Annotated in this window: 12 protein-coding genes; 9 read left to right on the top strand and 3 right to left on the bottom strand. The window is 31.6% G+C overall.

The genetic code is table 11. The features are described from left to right. Positions 1-85 precede the first annotated feature (85 nt). The 7 genes from bioB (at position 86) to rpe (ending at position 10852) form a co-directional block, all read left to right on the top strand. Positions 86-1261 carry a biotin synthase BioB gene (bioB, locus tag P3F56_RS05035; protein WP_281153729.1) on the top strand — a complete coding sequence of 392 codons (1176 nt, stop codon included), beginning with the start codon at positions 86-88 and terminating at the stop codon, positions 1259-1261. Beyond that, a complete protein-coding gene (locus P3F56_RS05030; RefSeq protein ID WP_281151854.1) occupies positions 1228-1812 on the top strand; it encodes a biotin transporter BioY in 585 nt (194 codons plus the stop codon). Before bioB ends, P3F56_RS05030 begins: the two co-directional genes overlap by 34 nt. 58 nt (positions 1813-1870) lie before the next feature. Next, positions 1871-2347, top strand: a complete 477-nt coding sequence (gene lspA / locus P3F56_RS05025) for a signal peptidase II (RefSeq protein WP_281151853.1) — start codon at positions 1871-1873, stop codon at positions 2345-2347. A gap of 861 nt (positions 2348-3208) precedes the next feature. Next, positions 3209-3493, top strand: a complete 285-nt coding sequence (locus P3F56_RS05020) for a TatA/E family twin arginine-targeting protein translocase (protein ID WP_281151852.1) — start codon at positions 3209-3211, stop codon at positions 3491-3493. Between the two features lie 75 nt (positions 3494-3568). Beyond that, on the top strand, positions 3569-4186 hold the full coding sequence (locus P3F56_RS05015; RefSeq protein ID WP_281151851.1) for a CPP1-like family protein: 618 nt from the start codon (positions 3569-3571) through the stop codon (positions 4184-4186). Positions 4187-4886: 700 nt separating this feature from the next. Next, positions 4887-6377 (top strand): polysaccharide deacetylase family protein, encoded by a 1491-nt coding sequence (locus P3F56_RS05010; RefSeq protein ID WP_281151850.1) that lies wholly within the window; start codon positions 4887-4889, stop codon positions 6375-6377. A gap of 3773 nt (positions 6378-10150) precedes the next feature. Then, complete coding sequence (rpe, locus tag P3F56_RS05000) at positions 10151-10852, top strand: ribulose-phosphate 3-epimerase (protein ID WP_281151849.1); 702 nt, start codon at positions 10151-10153, stop codon at positions 10850-10852. Between the two features lie 2952 nt (positions 10853-13804). On the opposite strand, the gene P3F56_RS10465 is transcribed toward rpe, so the two are convergent. Further along, positions 13805-13867: a hypothetical protein gene (locus P3F56_RS10465; protein ID WP_405054781.1), complete on the bottom strand. Its 63-nt coding sequence runs from the start codon at positions 13865-13867 to the stop codon at positions 13805-13807. Positions 13868-14334: 467 nt separating this feature from the next. Here P3F56_RS10465 and P3F56_RS04995 point away from each other — a divergent pair, with 467 nt between their 5' ends. After that, a complete protein-coding gene (locus P3F56_RS04995; protein ID WP_281151848.1) occupies positions 14335-14673 on the top strand; it encodes a hypothetical protein in 339 nt (112 codons plus the stop codon). Between the two features lie 251 nt (positions 14674-14924). Here P3F56_RS04995 and aroB read toward each other — a convergent pair whose 3' ends face one another. Beyond that, entirely contained in the window at positions 14925-16013 is a 1089-nt protein-coding gene (gene aroB, locus P3F56_RS04990; protein ID WP_281153728.1) for a 3-dehydroquinate synthase, read from the bottom strand. 920 nt (positions 16014-16933) lie between these two features. Here aroB and petL point away from each other — a divergent pair. Beyond that, positions 16934-17035: a cytochrome b6-f complex subunit PetL gene (petL, locus tag P3F56_RS04985; protein WP_281151847.1), complete on the top strand. Its 102-nt coding sequence runs from the start codon at positions 16934-16936 to the stop codon at positions 17033-17035. Between the two features lie 1612 nt (positions 17036-18647). Here the strand turns inward: petL and P3F56_RS04980 are convergent. Further along, entirely contained in the window at positions 18648-20399 is a 1752-nt protein-coding gene (locus P3F56_RS04980) for a R3H domain-containing nucleic acid-binding protein (protein ID WP_281153727.1), read from the bottom strand. Positions 20400-20458: the final 59 nt, after the last annotated feature.

Here is a 20458-nt window from a genome sequence, read left to right as displayed (position 1 = left end):
ATCAAAACTATGTCAGTTCAGACAGATAGGGAGTCCTCATGATACAATCCAAATGGTTCTAAAACAGCATCAGGAAAAGCCAACTGTGGTTCAAGTATCCTTATCCTCCTCTCCTTCAACCATTTCCCTACTTCATCAAGGGGAACAGACTTTAAAGGACTGGCTTAATCAATTAGCCCAAAGAATTATTGAGGGCATTCGCATCACTAGATCAGAAGCCCTAACCCTCACAGAAATTGAAGGACAAGAGAATATTCTGTTACTATGTGAGGCTGCTGATTATATCAAACATGCCTGTTGTGGAACAAGAGTGGATCTGTGCAGTATTGTCAACGTGAAATCGGGGAACTGTTCAGAAGATTGTAGCTTTTGTTCCCAGTCTGTTCACCATCAGGGAGAAGACTCCCCCATTTATGGACTAAAGTCTTCCGAAGAAATTCTTGATCGAGCTAAATCCGCAGCAGCAGCAGGGGCAAAGCGGTTTTGTTTAGTGAGTCAAGGGCGAGGTTCCAAATATCAAGGAGTAAACTCCAAAGAATTTGAGCAAATTTTAGAAACTATCCAACTAATTACTACCAAAACAGATATTAAACCTTGCTGTGCTTTGGGAGAAATTACCGCAGAACAAGCCCGGTCCTTAAAAGCAGCTGGAGTTACCCGCTACAATCACAATCTAGAAGCCTCCGAGAATTTTTATCCTGAAATTGTTACCAGCCACAGTTGGCGTGATCGCGTTAAAACTGTTAAAACCGTTAAAGAAGCCGGTATTCAGTCCTGTACGGGAGGTATTTTGGGCATGGGGGAAACCTGGGAAGATCGGATAGATCTCGCTTTAGCCTTGCGAGAATTAGAGGTAGAATCTGTTCCTATAAATTTACTTAACCCTAGAAAAGGAACTCCCCTAGGAGGACGTTCCCCACTTAATCCCTTTGAAGTGCTCAAAGCGATCTCTATCTTCCGCTTTATCCTACCTCAACAGATCCTGCGTTATGCTGGAGGACGGGAAACAGTTATGGGCGAATTACAAAGTCTAGGGTTAAAAGCCGGAATTAATGCTATGCTAATTGGACATTATCTCACAACCTTCGGACAACTTCCAGAACGAGATATCGCTATGGTTGAATCGTTAGGACTACAAGGGGGTGAAGCTCCAATCCCTGGTGAACATAAAACACAATCGCAAGAAATTAAAACCCATCGTTATCCCAAAACTATCCCCGATTTAAGGTGTCTGCTACCAATGAATTTCTCTGGGCAATAATTGGTCTATTATTAACTGTTTTCAGTACATTTGTGCAGGCTTTCGTGGTTGGTTTGCCGTGGAATTGGGAACAACAAGGCGTTGAATCCATACCTCTAGGCGTAACCTTTCAAGTGGGAGCCGTGTTGTTGACTGGGTGTGTGGGAGGAAAGAATGCCGGGGTTCTGTCACAAATTGCTTATGTTTTCCTGGGTTTATTTGGATTGCCTGTCTTTGCTCAAGGTGGGAGTCTAAATTACTGGCAAGAGCCCAGCTTTGGTTATCTGTTGGGATTTATTCCAGGAGCTTGGCTATGTGGTTTTATGGCTTTTCGAACTAGGCGAAGATTGGAGTGTTTAGCCTGGAGTGCTGTCTGTGGATTATTGATTATTCATCTATGTGGCTTGGTGTATTTAATCGGGTTATCTTTTTTGAATCCTACAACAGTTTCTCCTAAGAGTTTGCCCGAGTTGATCATGAATTATTCTGCCAATCCCTTGCCCAGTCAGTTAGCGATTACTTGTGCCGTTGCTGTAGCGGCTTTCATTTTACGTCAACTGTTATTTTACTAAGAAACTTCATTTGAGCAGAAATTAGGGTTAAAAATTATCCTAAATATAGCGAACGCACATGAAAAAAAACAGTTTTTTTTGGCTGGTTGGCCTAGCTGGTTTAATAATTGATCAAATAACTAAATATTGGGTTACTCAATGGTTTACGAATTTAGGACAAACTATCCATATCTGGTCAGGAGTATTCCATTTTACCTATGTTATTAACACAGGAGCTGCCTTTAGTTTTTTTACTGGGGGGGCGAAATGGCTGCGCTGGCTTTCTTTAGGAGTTAGTTTAGGGCTAATGGTTTTAGCTTGGTGGGGGAATAAAATGAGGTTTACAGAACAGTTGGGTTATGGATTTATCCTGGCAGGAGCATTAGGAAATGGAATAGATCGTTTTTTATTTGGATATGTAGTCGATTTTCTTGATTTTCGATTAATTCAATTTCCAGTTTTTAATTTAGCTGATGTGTTTATCAATTTTGGCATTATTTTTTTATTAATTGCTAGTTTTTCTGAGCCATCATCTCCCCAGCAGTCAAACTTTTAAGTCTCAGAGATTGTTTGTGGATCACATTCTAAAAGAACCGTAGGTAACATTACCGTAGCATAATTTACGATAAAAACGGACTGGGTGTGTTGCGGGGGCAAAAGAAAGACTAACCTAGTAAGGTTTGTTCTGTGCCACGATCGAAATTTTCTAGCCAGAATATGCTACAACAGCCAACAGTATTATAAAGCTTCCGGAGACTGGGTTTAATTAACTAAACAATTGGAGAAAACTTGTCTGCAACTAACTGCTTTGAGGGGATTTGAGGGGAGAAAAGTTAATCTGTTTGGATGAACTAATAATCCCTAATATGTGAGTACGGGAGGATCCACTTAATTAAAAGGAAACAGACAACGTTTTTAGAGACGAAATTTATCGTTTATGGCACAGCGTACTGAGTTAATAGATTCGCTCAAACTACTTGACTCTGAGTGCAGAAAAGTGTCCCTGGTCGGTAAACCACTCGTTATAATGAGATTATATTCAGTATTTTTGCTGATTATCTTATAAATTTACAATTTTCCCCTAATTATCTAAAGGTTTACTGTCAATTTTGGAAATTAGTCTCAGCTGCGATCGATAGGTTATCAGTTATCTTTAGTGTAAAGCTCTATGAATTTAATAGGCTAACGGTTAGTTGATCAATTATCATTGAGTTAATGAAAGAAAAGTAAAGATTAATCAGTATTTAATTGTTTCTCTTGGAGATACAAATCTTTTATCTTAACTTTTCCCTATTTATCAGACTTTTTAAAGTCGGTATTTAATATCATGTTAGGTCAGTTAGCTTAGAATAACAGTATAAAGTGTTGGTCTCGTCACAGATCGATAATAGTCATTGACTAATGTAGAGGAATGTTTATGAACGTTTTTGGTATAGGACTCCCAGAAATGGCATTGATTTTTGTAATTTCCTTATTAATCTTCGGACCCAAGAAACTACCAGAAATTGGACGGAGTTTAGGCAAAGCTATTCGAGGCTTCCAAGAAGCCTCTAAAGAGTTTGAAAATGAGTTTAAACGTGAAGCCCAAAAATTAGAAAATTCTGTGACGATGAAAGCCCAGTTAGAGGAAAATAAAACTACCAAACCATCTTCTGTAAATAATCCTGCAAGGGAGACAATTAATAATACGCAAAAAGAATAGACAGTTAAAAAATTGTTGTTTAATTTATTTAGTAGCTTAAATAATGTAGAGAAATATTCTAAGAGGAAATTTTAGATGAGTGAACAAAGTCCCTATGAGGTCCTAGGAATTAATGATTTAGCCTCATTTGAGGAAATCCAAGAAGCTAAAAATCGTTTGAGTCAAAAATATCGTGAAGATAATAAAGCAGTTGAAAATATTGAAGTGGCTTATGATGCCATTATTATGGACCGTCTTAGAATGAGACAAGAAGGAAAAATTAAAGTGCCAGATCGTATCCGTTTCCCGGAAAAATCGGTAGAAATTCCTTCAACTCCTCTTTCCCTATCTTTAGATAATTCTCTCCCGTGGGTACAAGGTTTTATTGATACACCATCTTCTAATGATATTCTTTGGACGACTGGGGTATTCGCAACCTTGGCTACCTTTATTATTGTTATGCCTTCCAGTAAGATTCCTTTTATTTTGGTGTTAGGAGTTTTTGCAAATATCTATTTTCTCAACCGTAAAGAGCAACGGTCTGTAAGGGCTTTTTTCATAACTATCGTCGGTTTATTAATTGGTGTAGGATCAGGAACAGTTATTATTAGTTTACTCAGTAGTGCTAATCTTAGTATTTCTTTAGAGTTAGATAGGCTAACAAGTGTCGTTACATTGATTATGTTTTGGTTAATCAGCAGTTTTATGCGTTAAAATAAACAAATGTGACCTAGTTGAGATAATTATCTAGAACTATTAGCCTCTGCCTAATGAGAGTAATTACAACTATTTTTAAGTCATAAAAAATATAAAATTTTAGATAAATAAAAACAAACTACCATAAACTATAGTTATTAGAGTGTAAAAGTTAATTAACTTTAATGATTAAGGTTCTTTTAACTTAGCAGTGACAAAATTTTAATAAACAAGAGATAAAAATCCACGTTGCAATGGTTTCAAGATTCCAGTAACTCTATTTTTAGAGAAATAAAGTTTTTAAGGTCATAGAATACAGTAGGAATAAAAGTTGTTTAGGTTAGTAAAAAAAATACCATTTAAATAAGACTAACCCTCTAAAATTTTTCATTCAACTCACTTCTAGAACAATATCTTTTAAAGATAACTAGGACAAGTTAGATTGTGGTTTTAGTGAATTTGTCTACTCCTAATATTTTATTTTGGCTATTAATGGAATTAACCACATCTCTACAATAGCAATATCTCAAAATTTTAAGTAAATCAGTCTCCGAATTCTTTTTCAAATAAACCTGACAATATTACTGGGAAATTTAAGCTTAAATCATCTAATTTATAGAGTAAAATTTAAATAGCAAGGAAAAGTGTCGCATAAAAATGATGAGGAGTAATCAGTATCATGATATTAATTTAGTATCAAAAGTCCAAGGAAAGCAGTATGATTGCAACAGCACAATCGTTTAATTTAGAAAATATAAAAGGATTAAAACCAGAATTACCTCCAATTAGTGGTTGGGAACGAGAAATTACCTCAGTAGTTCAACACGACGACTCAGTCTTTTTATCTACTACAAACATAACTCTGGACAATGTTAAAGCAGGGTTTGCCTGCGCCCTTCATATGCACCAACCCACAATTCCTGCAGGAAAAAAGGGTGAATTGATTTGTAATCTCCAGAATATGTTTGAAAATCAAGACGTAGGAGATAATCACAACGCGGAGGTTTTTTCTTGGTGTTACCGTCGCATGGGTGAATTTATCCCAAGAATCGTCGACAATGGGGGAAATCCCAGAATTATGCTCGACTATTCTGGAAATCTTCTCTGGGGATTTCAACAAATGCAGAGTTATGACATCCTTAATGAGCTTAAGCGCATCACCTGTGAATCTCAATATCAGCCCTATGTAGAATGGCTAGGGACTATGTGGAGTCATGCGGTAGCCCCCTCGACGCCTATTCCCGACCTTAAACTCCAGATGCGGGCGTGGCAACACCATTTTGCCTCAATTTTTGGTTATGATGCCCTCAAACGGGTGAAAGGCTTCTCACCACCGGAAATGCACCTCCCCAATAACCCCGATACTCTTTTTGAATATATCAAAGCTCTTAAAGAATGCGGTTATCGTTGGTTACTGGTGCAAGAAGACTCAGTAGAAAGGTTAGACGGAAGAAATTTACACCAGAATGGGGATGATAAATATGTTCCTAACCGTTTAGTAGCGCGTAATTCCTACGGGGAAACCGTTAGTATTACTGCCTTGATTAAAACCCAAGGGTCTGATACTAAACTTGTTGCTCAAATGCAGCCCTACCATGAAGCTAAATCACGGGAACGGTATAAAATTAGAGATATTGAGATTCCTTGTTGTGTTTCCCAAATTGCTGACGGGGAAAATGGTGGAGTCATGATGAATGAGTTTCCTGATGGATTTAACCCTGTTTGGGATAAAATCAAAGAAGAAGGTAATGTGGTAGGCTTCAACGGAACTGAATATATTGAACTCCTTGAAACCGCAGGGGTCAACGCCAATGATTATCCCACTTGTCAAGCCGTAGGACAACACAAAATTTGGAATAAGATTGACCTAAATAATGTTACTCCGGAGGTAGTTGCTAAAGCTATTGAAGAGTTACCAACCATTGATGATCGGTTTCACATGGATGGGGCTTCTTGGACTGACAATTTGAGTTGGGTTAATGGTTACGAAAACGTTTTAGAACCCATGAATCAACTCAGTGCTGATTTTCACCGGAAATTCGATTCTTTAGTCCAACGTGATCCTTGTGTCACTAAAACTCCCGAATATCAGGAAGCGTTACTCTACACCTTGTTAGTGGAAACCAGTTGTTTCCGCTATTGGGGACAGGGAATTTGGACTGATTATGCCCATGAACTTTATAATCGTGGACAAAGATTAGTTAAATAATTTAAGGTTGATTTTCCATAAATTCAGAAGTCCCAATTGATCAAGTGGTTAGTCGGGGTATTTTAAAGCTTGGAAGATACTGAAAAGAAGAAAGACATCATGTATCAGAAAATTACTTTCAGCTCAATAAGTATTTTAAAATAGACAAAAATTGCTTTAACTTTTAATTGTTTACTTTTGGATGTTACTCTTTCTGATAATCTGGCTAGATTCATTAATAAACCTGTTTACTAAATTCCCACCCGAAAAAATAGGAGTAAAATTGTACAGGTTCTTATAAAAGAATACTCATAATAAAATTATCGTAATTAATCTTTATTATTAGAAGTTTTATCTGACCGAGTTGTATTACTAAGATAATTAAAATTATATCAAGAAACGATTTCAGTTGCAATAAATCTATTAGAATTAAGCATAATAAATATTGTTATTTATTTGATATAGATAATTATCTATATAAACTCAAAATATCCTTTCTAAGGATACTTTTTTACGGTTAATCCATTGTAATTAATCTTAATTAAGATTAATTACAATGGATTAAAAAGAGATAATTAAGTTAGTTTAATAACAGAAAAATACCATCCTAATTGGAGGAAATAAAAAAGTAAGTTTTTGGATGTAGACTAGTATATGTTTGTCTTTTCCAAAAATTTTATTGATAAAAGACAAACATATTCAACATTGTTTGTGAATGTTACATTGTAAAAAAATAACATTTATAAATTAAATCTAGGTCTAATTAGTTTAACTATAAATACCCAAAAAATAGATAATATATCAATATTAGTGAATTAATTGCTGTTGCATACAACGACAAATATTAATCAATAAATAATAAATTTATATCGAAATAAACTAATTACTTTGCTGAATTTTTTCCCAATTTTTACATGTCTATAATTTTAAGAGTTCTATTTAATAATATTTGACACTAAAGATTAGATATCTGTCTCTGAAATATTCTACTGTGAATAAGCTATTATATTTCTAATATCCGACTAGCTAATTCTATGGTTATTTTAGCTATAGATTTAACTAATAAATCAGTGATTATGCTGAATTAAAATTTCACTTTTTACATATAGTACTTTGGAATTAAAATCATCATACTCTCTTAACGTCCTGTCAGTACTTTTCATCTAGAGCAAGTAACTAATCAGTATGAGTTTATATAGTCAAAAATAAATATCATTCATTCTTCTAATACTTCAGTTACATTATTTTTGACTATATAAATTATTATAATTTTAATTAAAAATTAGCTTATAGATTTAACTTAAATAATCAATTATTTCAGGATAAACTTGATGAGTAATAATGACTCAAAATAATAATAAATTTTATACAAATTTTAAATAAATTTACGATGCAAGTAACCTTCCAGTAAGTGATCGCAAAAACTATCTACTAATATTACTATTGTTAGTAGTAATATTAGTAGAAAAAATTGTTTAAATATAAATAATCGCGACGTGCCAACAATTTTAAGTGAAATATATTCAACTCTTACTTCCCCTAATATAAACAGAAAAAAATATTTTTAGTATTAGAAATATTTTTTTCTGTTTATATCAAAAATAAAACTTAGAGTATAGTACTAAAAATATAACACAACAAAAAATATCTATATTTTTTGTTGTGTTATTAACAACTATTTTAAATAGTAGAAATATACGAATAGAAAGAATAATTATAATTTATACATTAATAATCTTCATGGCAAGAGTATAAATTAATGGTTTAATCAACTAATAAGTACGACCAAAATTCAACATTAATATTTATTGAATTATCTGAATAATATATACCTTCCAAAAAGTGTTATTTTTAAAGTAAAATAACTACAAAAAAATATAAAATTATTACCTAATAATATTGATTATTTGCTGAAATAACTAAAGCGACTGAGTTTTTACTATAGAACTAATGAATAAAATCTATTTTTATTAATTTTTAAAATTCGACAATATTGGGTTACAGAAAAAAAGATAAAATATAGAATTTAAATATGGTTGTTTTAGTTTAAAGCAAACCTAATCATAAAATAACTTATAAAAAGAAGATATAAATAATACGTACATAGGAAATAAAAACATTACATATAATATAATTTTTTATATATGAATAAGAATAAACTTAATTGAGTTTATTAAAATCTATATTTGTAAGTTTACATAAGTCTTTTATTACCTCATAGTCTTAATGTTAAACTCATTCAAAATTTAAGGTAGACAAAATTTTTAATATTTCTTTTACATTAAATAGTTAGAAATACTTGTTTGATTATTTATTTAAGTTAACTCTCTAAATTAGAACGCATAGTCTAAAGACATTAAGAAAATGACTTAAATTGTTTAATTAAAATTACTTATTTTATCAAAAGTCACTTTATTAATTTAGGTAGTAGAAATAGACTTACTTCAATTTCCTACTTGTGCTTTCACATTAACAACAGCTATCGCAATAGCCTCGTGTTAACTCACAAAGATTTCTTCATAATTTATTTTTGCTTCTAGTCTGTTCTCTATTAAGATTTATTTGGTTATGAATTGATTTTATACAGACGCTTAATTTTAATAATCCATAATATTTTTTTATTTTTTGTACGAATTAATTTACTAATAATTTTTATAATTAATACAAAAATATAGGTAGTCTATGCATTGACTAATAAAGTAAAAAATATTTTATTAGTACTCTTTTTTCTAGTCAAAGCTAATCTAATTCAAATTGAATTAGATTAGCTTTGACTAGCAGTTTTAATTTTAAAAATATCTTCTTCTTCTTAAATAAGAAGAAGATATTTTTATCAAGTTTTTTATCTAAATAGAAATTATTTATGTCTGTTATTTTGACTTTTAGTAAGTTATTTGACAGGAGTAAAAACCTTGTTTTACAAAACTAATTTTGCTAAAAATTCAAGACTATATATTGACTCAGATTTAAGTATATAAAATAAATCTTTAAAATTTATATACCCCCTAAACGTCCAACTACAATATTTTTCAGAGAAGTTTATCGAGAAACTAGGTGATATTTTTAAAAACCTGTCCTTTGGACATATTTTCTTAAAATTTTTAAAAATTGTGTCTAATTCCTAAATAGGAACTTTAACACTACCGAAAAAATAAAGACAGTTAATACTGTACAAAAGTGTTAATGTTTATGTACTAGTTCTATTTTTAAAAAAGATTTCTATATTGTCAAGATAAATTATAGTTTTTATTTTTTAAATAAAAATGTTTTATTAATTTGAAGTTAACCTTTTTTGTATGTATTTATTTTTTATACTAAACTAGGTTGACTGGGTTAATAATTCGTATCGTTATTTAACTTTTCAATGATTTAATCAAATATAAACATATAGAAATAGTAGGGAATTTGAATAATATGAACAGGAATAATAAAAAAAAATATTTGGTTAAATCGTTTTTTAGTAGCTGACACATTTTTAGCTATTGCTTCTTTTTCTTTGGTTAGCTGTGACGGTAACCGGACGTTCAATAGATATTCTTCTTGGTTCTAATTTATGCTACGAATTATGGCAACCTCTATTTAATCCAGCAATCACTATTATATTTTTAGGCATGATCCTCAGTTAGCTAATTAGTAAAATCTCTAATTGGTTTTAATCCTAAAGTCAACCTACGATAAAAACCTACTATAAAGTTGAACAATTTTAGTCATCTAACAGATCATGATTAGGTAAATTTTAAAGACTTTGTTAATATTAATGTCACAAGCGAGCCATCGGAGAATATTCTAAAGTTATGAGCCAATCTACTAAATCCATCGTAATTTCCCCTTCCATTCTCTCAGCTGACTTTAGTCTTTTAGGAGAAGAAGTCCGAGCCGTAGACAAAGCAGGAGCTGATTGGATTCATGTTGATGTAATGGACGGTCGTTTTGTCCCTAACATCACTATTGGTCCACTGGTCATTAAGGCAATTCGTCCCTACACTGACAAGCCTTTGGATGTTCACTTAATGATTGTTGAACCTGAAAAATATGTTGCTGATTTTGCCAAAGCTGGTGCTGATATTATTTCTGTTCATGCCGAACATAACGTTTCTCCTCATCTACACCGCACCCTAGGACAAATTCGAGAATTAGGTAAAAAAGCTGGCGTAGTTCTTAATCCTTCTACTCCCTTAAACTTAATCGAATACGTCCTAGAACTATGTGACTTGGTACTGATTATGAGTGTTAATCCGGGATTTGGCGGTCAAAGCTTTATTCCCGAAATGGTAGGTAAAATTAGTACACTCCGTCAGATGTGTGATGAGCGTGGACTAGATCCTTGGATCGAGGTTGATGGAGGTTTAAAACCAGACAATACTTGGCAAGTGTTAGAAGCGGGTGCTAACGCTATTGTTGCCGGCTCAGCAATATTCGAAGCTCCTAGCTATGACGAAGCCATTGAAAAAATTCGAAACAGCAAGCGTCCTCAGCCAGAATTAGCGGCAGTTTAACCTCTAAAATTTGAGTTCATACAAATATGAACTCAAAGATGATAAAAGGCGATCAATTTAATCGCCTTTTTGATTAGAATTAGCTCTCCATTTGATTATTTTGCTTTATCGTCTGTAACTTTTGTAGAAGAACGTCAATTTCAGCTTTTAGATGTAAATATTTTAGTTGCTGTATTGCTTGATAGGATTTGCTTAGTTGTCTTACTGAATTTGACTCTATCTTTGTTTGTGACCGCTGCTGAGTTGAGGAACTAATAGAGGTCTGGTAGTTGGGTGAAGACGAACGAGTAAGAGTTTGAATAGTCATCTATCGTTTTATTAAGTAAAGTTACTTATTATCTACTAACGTAACTCGAACATTATAACTTAACAATGGATCAAGATAGATCTCAATAGCATCGATTATCTAAATTTAAAGGATTTAATTTACTATCTTTTTCTATGCACAGTCATACAATTACCTTCAGTGTTATAGACTTCAATTATTCTACCGGTGTGATCCTAATGTCTTGTAAAGGATGTTAAAAATTAAACAGATAGTTAGACGATTCAGTTCGAAGCCGTAAATTTTGCTATTCTTTGAATTGAAGAGTAGTATTGCATATCTATTCAATGCAATTGAACTTTAGTTTAATTAACAATATATTTCCCTCTGTTAATGCTAAAAAAATTTATATAAATAATGAATTAACATTTATATATTTGTTTTGTCTTTAGCAGAAAGAACTATCTGCTTTAAAATTGATTTTTATAAAATTGGATGTGATTAATGCTGGAATAAATTTACCTAATAAATAATTAAATATATATTGAAATATTTAAGATAAAAATTATTTAATACCTTTTCATTTAAGAGGTGTTAAATAGTGACATAAGGAATGAAATAAGTGAATAGAAAATAACTAAGATATTCAAAAATTTAAATTAATAACTATATATCAAAACTCTCAGCTATTGAAACAGTCAGTAATTTTATCAATTTCTTTAATTGAAGAATAAAAAAATTATTATGTAATATATATAGATTTATATAAAGGAGTTAGCGTAGAAATCATATAAATAAGCAAATCCTGAAATATATAAAATATAGAAGCTTTAAAAAGGCTTTAGCTAAAATTTAATATATTTAGTCTAAATTGAGAAAATTCTATTAAAAATATTCTAAATAAATTAATACTACAGGTTAGAATAGTAGAAAATATGGCATAATACAGAAATTTTAGTACAGTTTTATGATTGATATTAGTAATTAAATAATTACTATTAGTTAGTCTAGTATTTTATATTTTTAATTTATATTTAGAAGTAATTTAAACAGTATAAAAAAAAAAGAAATAAAAACTGTTATTCATTTAATATTCGCCATAATCTATAATACTTTAACTTTATAGTTGTTATTTTTTTATATTAAAATTTAAGAGTATATAGTAACTATTAATAATTAAAAAATTATAATAAAAACATATGCAAAAAAATGATGATTTTACTAAACAAAGTAGAATTTGTTTTTTCTAAAAAAACAAGAAACGAGAAAAAAACTTTTATCTTTTTATTAAAAAATAATTTCTTAATAAAAAGATTTAGATACGGTCAGATTTAACAAAAAAGAAAATTATCCATGTGGATATATATCTAAAAAGATATATCACTTCCTAAAAACCAAAAAAAATAAAGATAATTAGTTTAGTCAAGGGTGTTGAGAAAAAAAGCAAAAGTTTTAAATAGATGGCAGAAAAAACTGAGTATAAACTATAGAATTTTCTACCTAAATCTTTAAGTCTGACAGTTATCAAAAGTGCAATATTATTCCATAAATTTAACCAGATTAATTATCTTATTATTAATTGCATAAATATTTTAGAAGAGCTGGTAAAAAAATACAAAATATGTCCTGGTTAAATCTTAAAACATATTCAACTTAAAAAGCAAGAAGCTTCAAGCATATAAATAAAGTACAATTAAGTTATAAATATAAACTCTAACTAACTTTTTCAAATATATACAAACTTAAAAAAGAATTTAGAACATTTTAAATTAGCCAGTTATTATAAAAAAATTGAAAAAATTAATCGAAATTTTTTTTATATTTTTTTATAAAATTACTATATATAAGTCTAAAAATAGCTTAAATAAGAATAAAAAATATATAAATATATTAAAGTTTTTCCATAGTAAATTATTAACTGTTTTCCCACAGAAAATAGTTAATAATTTACTATATAAATTGTAATAATAAATATTATTACAATTTATATATGCTTAACTTTTTATTTTATAAATTTGATTATATTACTATTATTAATAAGGCAAAAACAAATTAATGCACATTTAATTAATAAAAAATAGGATATCTTATATTATAGTTTTGTCGTTTAATTAGGCAATATAGGTAATATTTCAAAGTTGTAAGTTCTGTTAATTTAAACTATGCGTTCAATAATTATAATATTCAATCGATCTAATTAATTAGTTTAAAAAGCTATTTTTTTCTATCTCCACTAATAGTTGATTGTCTAACGGAACCTCGAATATTAGCGTCAATAAGAACTTAACGTCGTATAAACTATAAAATCATGTTTACTCCGTTTGCTAGAAATATAGGCGATATAAACTCTATTATTGCTTTAGTCTGATTAATCTTGAGTCGAATCTTTTCAGTTAAAGTTAGAAAGAAAAACTAAATAACTTTGTTGCAAATCATTAAAAATAGATTTAATAATGTCTATTATAAGTGGAATATTCATCATAAAACTGAGCATTAATACCACCACTAAGAATTTAAGTAATGGTTAATGAGAAATGACTACACCTGTTAATTTTTATTCCTATAAAAACTAATCATAACAATGAAAATAATATTAGGTGATTACTTCTTCAACTTCATATTAAATCAACAAAAGATACCTAAAATAGATATCCGTTATCCATATAATTCTGATTCAATTGAAAAGTCTAATTGAATCCAACATAAGTTTGCCAAACATAAGCAGGTACAAAGAAGAATAGGGAGATTATTCAGAGAACATCAATCTATAGTCAAAATTTGATAATTTTTAGATAATCTAACTAGCAGTAAGTCCGCTTCCATAAAGGTAGTTTTACAGTGAACTCGATTAGTTTTAACTCATGATTAAGAAAGATTCTAAACAAAGTCGAAATATCGAGAGAGATGAATCTCAGTACAGAGTATATAAAACATATATCGATGACCGGTATCAAATCAAAAAAATAATTTTTTGAAGTCAACTATCATTCTATTTTAGAACATTCAAACTAAAATTTAATCACTTTTTTAAAAATATTTAGTAATTTTTAAATAATTTTGAGTGATAAAAACATATGGCGATCACCTTATTACTTTATTCATACCAAAAAGTATATATCTGAATATAGTTTTTAATTCATAACTTCTACTTGTTCGTCAATAGGGTAGTCATATACACTTGTAGCACATGCATCCGCACTTTTTGGAGACCAACATTATGCGAACCCTTCCACGGACTTCAACAACCGAGATGGAAGTTACCAGTATTCGCTTAGAACGAAGCTTAAAACAAAAGCTTAAGGAATTAGCAGGAAACCAAGGTTATCAGGCATTAATCAGAGATATTCTTTGGAACTATGTACAACAGAAATCAGGAGATTATCGACCTCAATTTTCGAAAATGGATATTCGCGCTACCATCGAAGCTTCTGCTAGAAAAGATGAAAGCTGTGTTCTCACAGGTAAACTAATTCCAGAAAACGAACTTATGTTGTTGGGATTGACTATTCATGGAGATTTAGTCCCTTTAAGTATGGAGAGTATTACTAATCATTAACATATTCCCCCACTAAGATCTATAGATTTCAGTGGGGGATTTTTTCCAAATCATTGTTAGGAATTTTTAGATCAACGGGACAGCTTGAATTCTTAATGTCTCTGTCTCTTTAAAAATTGAGAGTTCAGACTACCCCAAGGTGTTTTAGTTAATTTACAAATGCACCACACTATCGTAAAAATAGTTACCAAAATATTGCAACTGTTTTCTAGAACATTTATCAATTAATCATGCTCTCTTTAAATTAAAACTTAAGTAAACAAACAGTCTCTAATGACTTTAGATGAAACTTTATCGCTAATGATAACTTTCCCAATTTCTGTAGGAAGAATAAAACGAACTTTACTAGCTTTCACTTTTTTATCAGTTTGTAAAACATTAATAACTTCGTCAATTTTTAACATTTTAGGAAAAGCAGTTGGTAATCCTACTTTTGCAATTAAATTATCTTGTCGTCCAGCTTCTTCTTCAGTCCATAATCGCAACTTAACGGCAATTTTGCCTGCCGCTATCATTCCCATTCCTACTGCTTCTCCATGATTAATTATTCCATATCCAGTTAAACTTTCTATCGCATGACCAATAGTATGACCGTAATTTAAAATAGCTCGTAACTCTGCTTCTTTTTCGTCTTGAACGACAACATCTACCTTGGCTTGGCAAGATCTGGTTATAATAGTTTGCAATAATTCCTGACTTAAACTATCTAAATTATCAAGGATTGTAGCTTGTTCTAATTTACTAAATAAATCTCGGTCCCAAATAATTCCATATTTAATCACTTCTGCCATTCCTGCGCGGAATTCCCTCACGGGTAAAGTTTTCAGTACGAAAGGATCAATAAAAACTAAACGGGGTTGATAAAACGCCCCAATAAGATTTTTTCCTTGGGGATGATTAACCCCTGTCTTACCTCCGATAGAAGCATCCACCATTCCCAAAAAGGACGTAGGAACCTGAACAAAATTGATTCCTCTAAGCCATGTAGCTGCTGCAAACCCTGTCATATCACCGATAACCCCCCCCCCTAAGGCTATCATGGTTGATGACCGTTCGAGATGATTTTTTAAGGCTATATCATAAACTTGGGCAATCAGATTTAGAGTTTTATAGAGCTCCCCAGAGGGGATCAGATGGTTAAATACTTTAAATCCCGATTTTGTGAGAGAGTCAACCACTATCTCTCCATAATGGTTAAAAATTTCTGGATTAGAAATTAGAAGAATTTTTTGACCCAGGTTAAGGAGTTCAAGATAACTCCCCAATTGACTGAGAATATTTGAGGCGATCACAACCTGATATGAGGCATGTGGTAGTTTAACTTCAACAATTGAAGGTATCACGGATCAACTATTTCCCCTTGTAAGTATTGTCAATATTGATTAATTGTAAATGACAATGTTATAAGTTGGAATATATCAACAAAGATTCTGACTGTTAATTAATAAATAATTACTAAAGTAGCATTCGCTTTCAATTTATTTGAATAAAGCAACATAAATAGGGTTGTTTATGTTGCTTTATTCGACGAAAATACAGATTTTACTAATCAGTAAATATAGGTGATTAGATATTAATATTTTCTTTGTTAAAAGTTTTTATTAATTTTTTTAGCTATCTATTCTATGAATACTATTTAGTAGTAGGTTTAAAAAAAATAATTATAAAGATAAGTTTATATTTTATTTTTAAATACATTTAAATAATTAATAATTTAACTATTTTTTTATTAAAATTCAAAATAAATATTGTATTTATCTCTAATTCATAAAGTTATTATTTTATTTACGTATTTTTATTTTTTTAAAAAAAGTTTCCAAAATTAACAATAATTCATATTAAAAATACTTAAAAATAAAATATGTAGCATCTAGCTAAGAAAAATTTAATTTGTTGAGAAAAAATCTTGAGCTAAAATACAGAACTTCTGCTAGGTTACCTTTACTCATAACCCTATTTAGAATTTATTAAAGAAACTTCAGTGAATCTCACTAAAATTAATTTAGCTAATTTTTAAAAAAAGCTGATTTTAAAAATGCTATTCTCAACGAATTAGATTTAGAGAAAGTATATTTAAATATAGCTAGTCTTCAAGAGGATGATTTACGAAGTGTTAATCTTGCTTTCCCATAATTAAAAGATATTAGTTCAGATCATAAAGCTCTTTAGTAAGAAATATAACCATCAAATAATTATGTCCATAGAGGAGATTTTTCGAGTACAATAACTTAATGCTCGTTATTATCAGGAGTTGTTTAAAATGTCTGTTTTTGCTGTCGGTGCTTTTGCAGGATATCTCGTTGTATTCACAGTGATTGCCTTAGGATTATATTTCGGTCTACGAGTTGCCAAAATTATCTAAGAATCATTAGTAACCAGTGATTAGAAATCATTGGTTACCGAAAAACTATATTTTAAGTCTTGCTCTTTGAGGACCATTTTCTTATGGCGTACTTTTTTAAAAAAGTAGCGGGTGGGGTAACCAAATATTTAAAAAGTCTAGTAAATATCATGTGTTAATTAACATATAGTTAAATAGTTGTCTCAATAGATTGAGCTAAAGCTTCAAAAGTTTATCCCCTTTACAACAAAAAAAAATACGGCTGGTTAAAGTTAGTAAGCATTGAGTGAGAACGCTATAACCGAACGATTGTAAAGAAATTTTTAGCAAAGAATCAACTTGATTAACCTCACATCTGGCACTGACAAATAATAAGTAAATCATGGTTAAAGTCTTGTATAGAAAGTATAATTTGGATTTTAAAGGCTTTTTGATATCCTGTTAGGGTGCTTTCTAGCAAAATTAGAATATTCAGGATATTATTTCTTCCGCTATTACTTGTTTTTCTAGTTTCTGGGTAACTTAGCAATTAATATGGGGGAGTTATTAGAAGTTTATTTGATTACAATTCCTACACTCAAGTAGATCTTGCTGGTAAATTTTGCTTTTGATTAGTGATACGCTAATCAAAAGCAAAATTTAAAAGACTTCATCAAGAATAAAACTAGAATCAAAAAACATGTTAAGCCATGGTTTATAAATATCTTTTAAGAATTAAAATAATTTATCAAGTATTAACTACAATATAAGGAGTTCTCTTCTAGAAACAATTCAACAGTTAGCTAAATGATTAGTTAGCTGTATCTACGTTAGACATTGTAATTAGTTCTCCTACTTGTCTTGAACAAAAAAAAATTTAAGTATTTTCTTCTGTTTGAACAGTTATCAAGTCTAAAATTACACAAGCCCAATATTCAGTCTGAACTCCAACTCTATATAAGCTAAATCTTATAGAGGATTAAAATTGACTATATACGACAAAATACAGTATGAAAAAGCCCAAAAAGAACATTAGAGAAGGCTGAAACTTCGTCAGTTATCTTTCCAAACTCGTACTATTCTTTTTCCTGAGAATGTTTGCCAAACCAAAGATATTATCAAGCGAACAACTGCAAAATTTACTTTGCTTAATTTAACAGGGGATTCAATAAAATCTCATCCTAAAACTAACTTTTTAGTTGCTTCCGATAAACGACGAAAACTAACTTCTCTTTCATTGGAAATAGAAACACTATATCACGCGTTCAACATCTCAAAGAGGTCTCATTGTTCACTTATCTTCTATAGCGATGTCTCTTTTATAGAGATACCATCTCTAATAGATAACAAATCACTAAGAATATCTTAGATCAATTTTCCAAATAATTTCCTAAAAGTTTGCTTCCCTTTCAAAAGCTTAAAAAAGTTAGTACCTTGGTCTAGTAAACACAATTGTTGTCTGTCAATTTCATCGCTGCTGCAATATCCTGACGATTAATGACTTGACAAACAGACTCAATAACTATTTGATCCCAGCTGTGTGTTGTAATACAAGGTAAATTACCTAGCGTAAAAAATGAGGAGAAATTTAAAATTAAAATAAATAATTGAATCAAACTTTTTTTGTTAAAACACCCACGAGGGTAAACCATCTCTACTCTACTGAGTATTTTAGTTGGACTGAGGCAGGATAAATTCGCAATCTACGGTTAGGTTCCTCTCCAAGACTATCAGATTGTAAACGGTAATGTTCTACTAATTCGTGTTGCATTTTCCTCACTTTAGGTGATCGCGGTAATAACTCCACAGGTTGTCTTTTAGGCAATACAATCTGTTCTACCGCTAACCTTGCTTCTTCTAAAGCTTCTAACTCATCATCATTACCCCCACGGGTAAACAAGCGTAAATCTGCCGTTTCAGGAATTCTTAGTTGATCCATCCCTAAAATTCGCTGTAAAGTTCTGGTAATTTGGGGAATGGTATTAGACTTAACCTCATGAATGGGAATTTGACGAATATTAACAATTTGACGCAGCTTAGATTGATTTTTAACGTGTGATCTCAAGGCTACTACCACATCAGCACCGTGTAAATCTTTAGTTAACACGATCGGAAGATTGAGAATTTCGATCACCTGTTCAATCTGTGATCGTCCAATACCGTAAGGGTAAATATATACAGGCCAATCCTCCCCATTGGGACCTGGAGTACGAACCTTATGGTTTGTTGGCTCTGGTTGATGCCAGGAGGCGTCTAACAAACGATCAAATTCTGAAGCTAGCCCTCCCTTTTGTTCGCTGAGAAAAGGAGCTACTGGACTAATTTTACCGGATGCACGCCATCCTACAGGATGTTCTGGTGTCTCTAAAAAAGCATGGCTTCTCAAGACATTATTAGATGGTTTATCAGGGGTTTCCTTGGTAATTTGAATCCGTCCGTAGTTGTCAACCGTTCTGATTGGGGGGTTAGGTTTGCCACCGCGCAGGAGAAGATCGACAGTTTGCGAGACATCTTCATGAATCACCCAACGCTGACATTCTAACATTTCGACAGCAATTTCAAAGGTGGGAGGAGCTTTCCGTTCTAATATAGTTTTTTGTGAACTCCGTCGCCTGGCTTCTTCATCTCCCAGTATTACTGCCTGAATACCGCCAACTAAATCAGAAAGAGTCGGATTCTTAATCAAATTTTCAATGCGGTTACCGTGGGCAGTTCCCACCAATTGAACTCCTCTTTCAGCAATAGTACGGGCAGCTAATGCTTCAAGTTCGGTTCCAATTTCATCGATAACAATGACTTCTGGCATATGGTTTTCCACTGCCTCAATCATCACTCTGTGCTGCAATTCAGGACTAGCTACTTGCATCCGTCGGGCACGACCAATAGCAGGATGGGGAATATCTCCGTCTCCGGCAATTTCGTTAGAGGTATCAATAATCACGACTCTTCTATGCAAATCATCGGCTAACACCCGTGCAATTTCCCGTAAAACGGTGGTTTTTCCTACTCCAGGACGACCTAACATCAGTAGAGATTTTCCTGTTTCCACTAAATCCTGAATTAAGGTAATGGTTCCAAAAACAGCCCGTCCCATACGACAGGTTAAACCAATAATCTCTCCACTGCGATTGCGAATGGCACTAATACGATGTAAAGTGCGCTCAATTCCGGCTCGGTTATCGCCGCCGAAATGTCCAACGCGCTCAATACTATAATTCAAATCTTTAGCAGAAACGGGGACATCTCCTAGATATGAGACTTTACCAGGAAAACGTGCTTCAGGCAATCTTCCTAAATCCATTACGACTTCAATCAAGTTATCATGTTGAGGATGTTCCTTAATTTTGGCTCGAATAGTGGAGGGTAGAATTTCTAGGAGCTTATTGAGATCATCAATAATCTGCATTTGTTGAGAAGAGGTTAGCTCTGACATTAAAGGTTCCGAAGTTGAGGACGATAAGGAGG

The sequence above is a fragment of the cyanobacterium endosymbiont of Epithemia clementina EcSB genome, from assembly GCF_029919255.1.
Taxonomy (GTDB): domain Bacteria; phylum Cyanobacteriota; class Cyanobacteriia; order Cyanobacteriales; family Microcystaceae; genus Rippkaea.
The sequence above is the reverse complement of the archived record's forward strand: the minus strand, read 5'-3'. Positions and strand labels throughout refer to the sequence as shown.

Bases quoted from the DNA above. Each gene is read 5' to 3' on its own strand.
- P3F56_RS04995 (WP_281151848.1), top strand. From the start codon at position 14,335: ATGCGAACCCTTCCACGGACTTCAACAACCGAGATGGAAGTTACCAGT.
- P3F56_RS04980 (WP_281153727.1), bottom strand. From the start codon at position 20,399: ATGCAGATTATTGATGATCTCAATAAGCTCCTAGAAATTCTACCCTCC.
- P3F56_RS05015 (WP_281151851.1), top strand. From the start codon at position 3,569: ATGAGTGAACAAAGTCCCTATGAGGTCCTAGGAATTAATGATTTAGCC.
- P3F56_RS05020 (WP_281151852.1), top strand. From the start codon at position 3,209: ATGAACGTTTTTGGTATAGGACTCCCAGAAATGGCATTGATTTTTGTA.
- petL (WP_281151847.1), top strand. From the start codon at position 16,934: ATGTCTGTTTTTGCTGTCGGTGCTTTTGCAGGATATCTCGTTGTATTC.
- rpe (WP_281151849.1), top strand. From the start codon at position 10,151: ATGAGCCAATCTACTAAATCCATCGTAATTTCCCCTTCCATTCTCTCA.
- lspA (WP_281151853.1), top strand. From the start codon at position 1,871: ATGAAAAAAAACAGTTTTTTTTGGCTGGTTGGCCTAGCTGGTTTAATA.
- P3F56_RS05010 (WP_281151850.1), top strand. From the start codon at position 4,887: ATGATTGCAACAGCACAATCGTTTAATTTAGAAAATATAAAAGGATTA.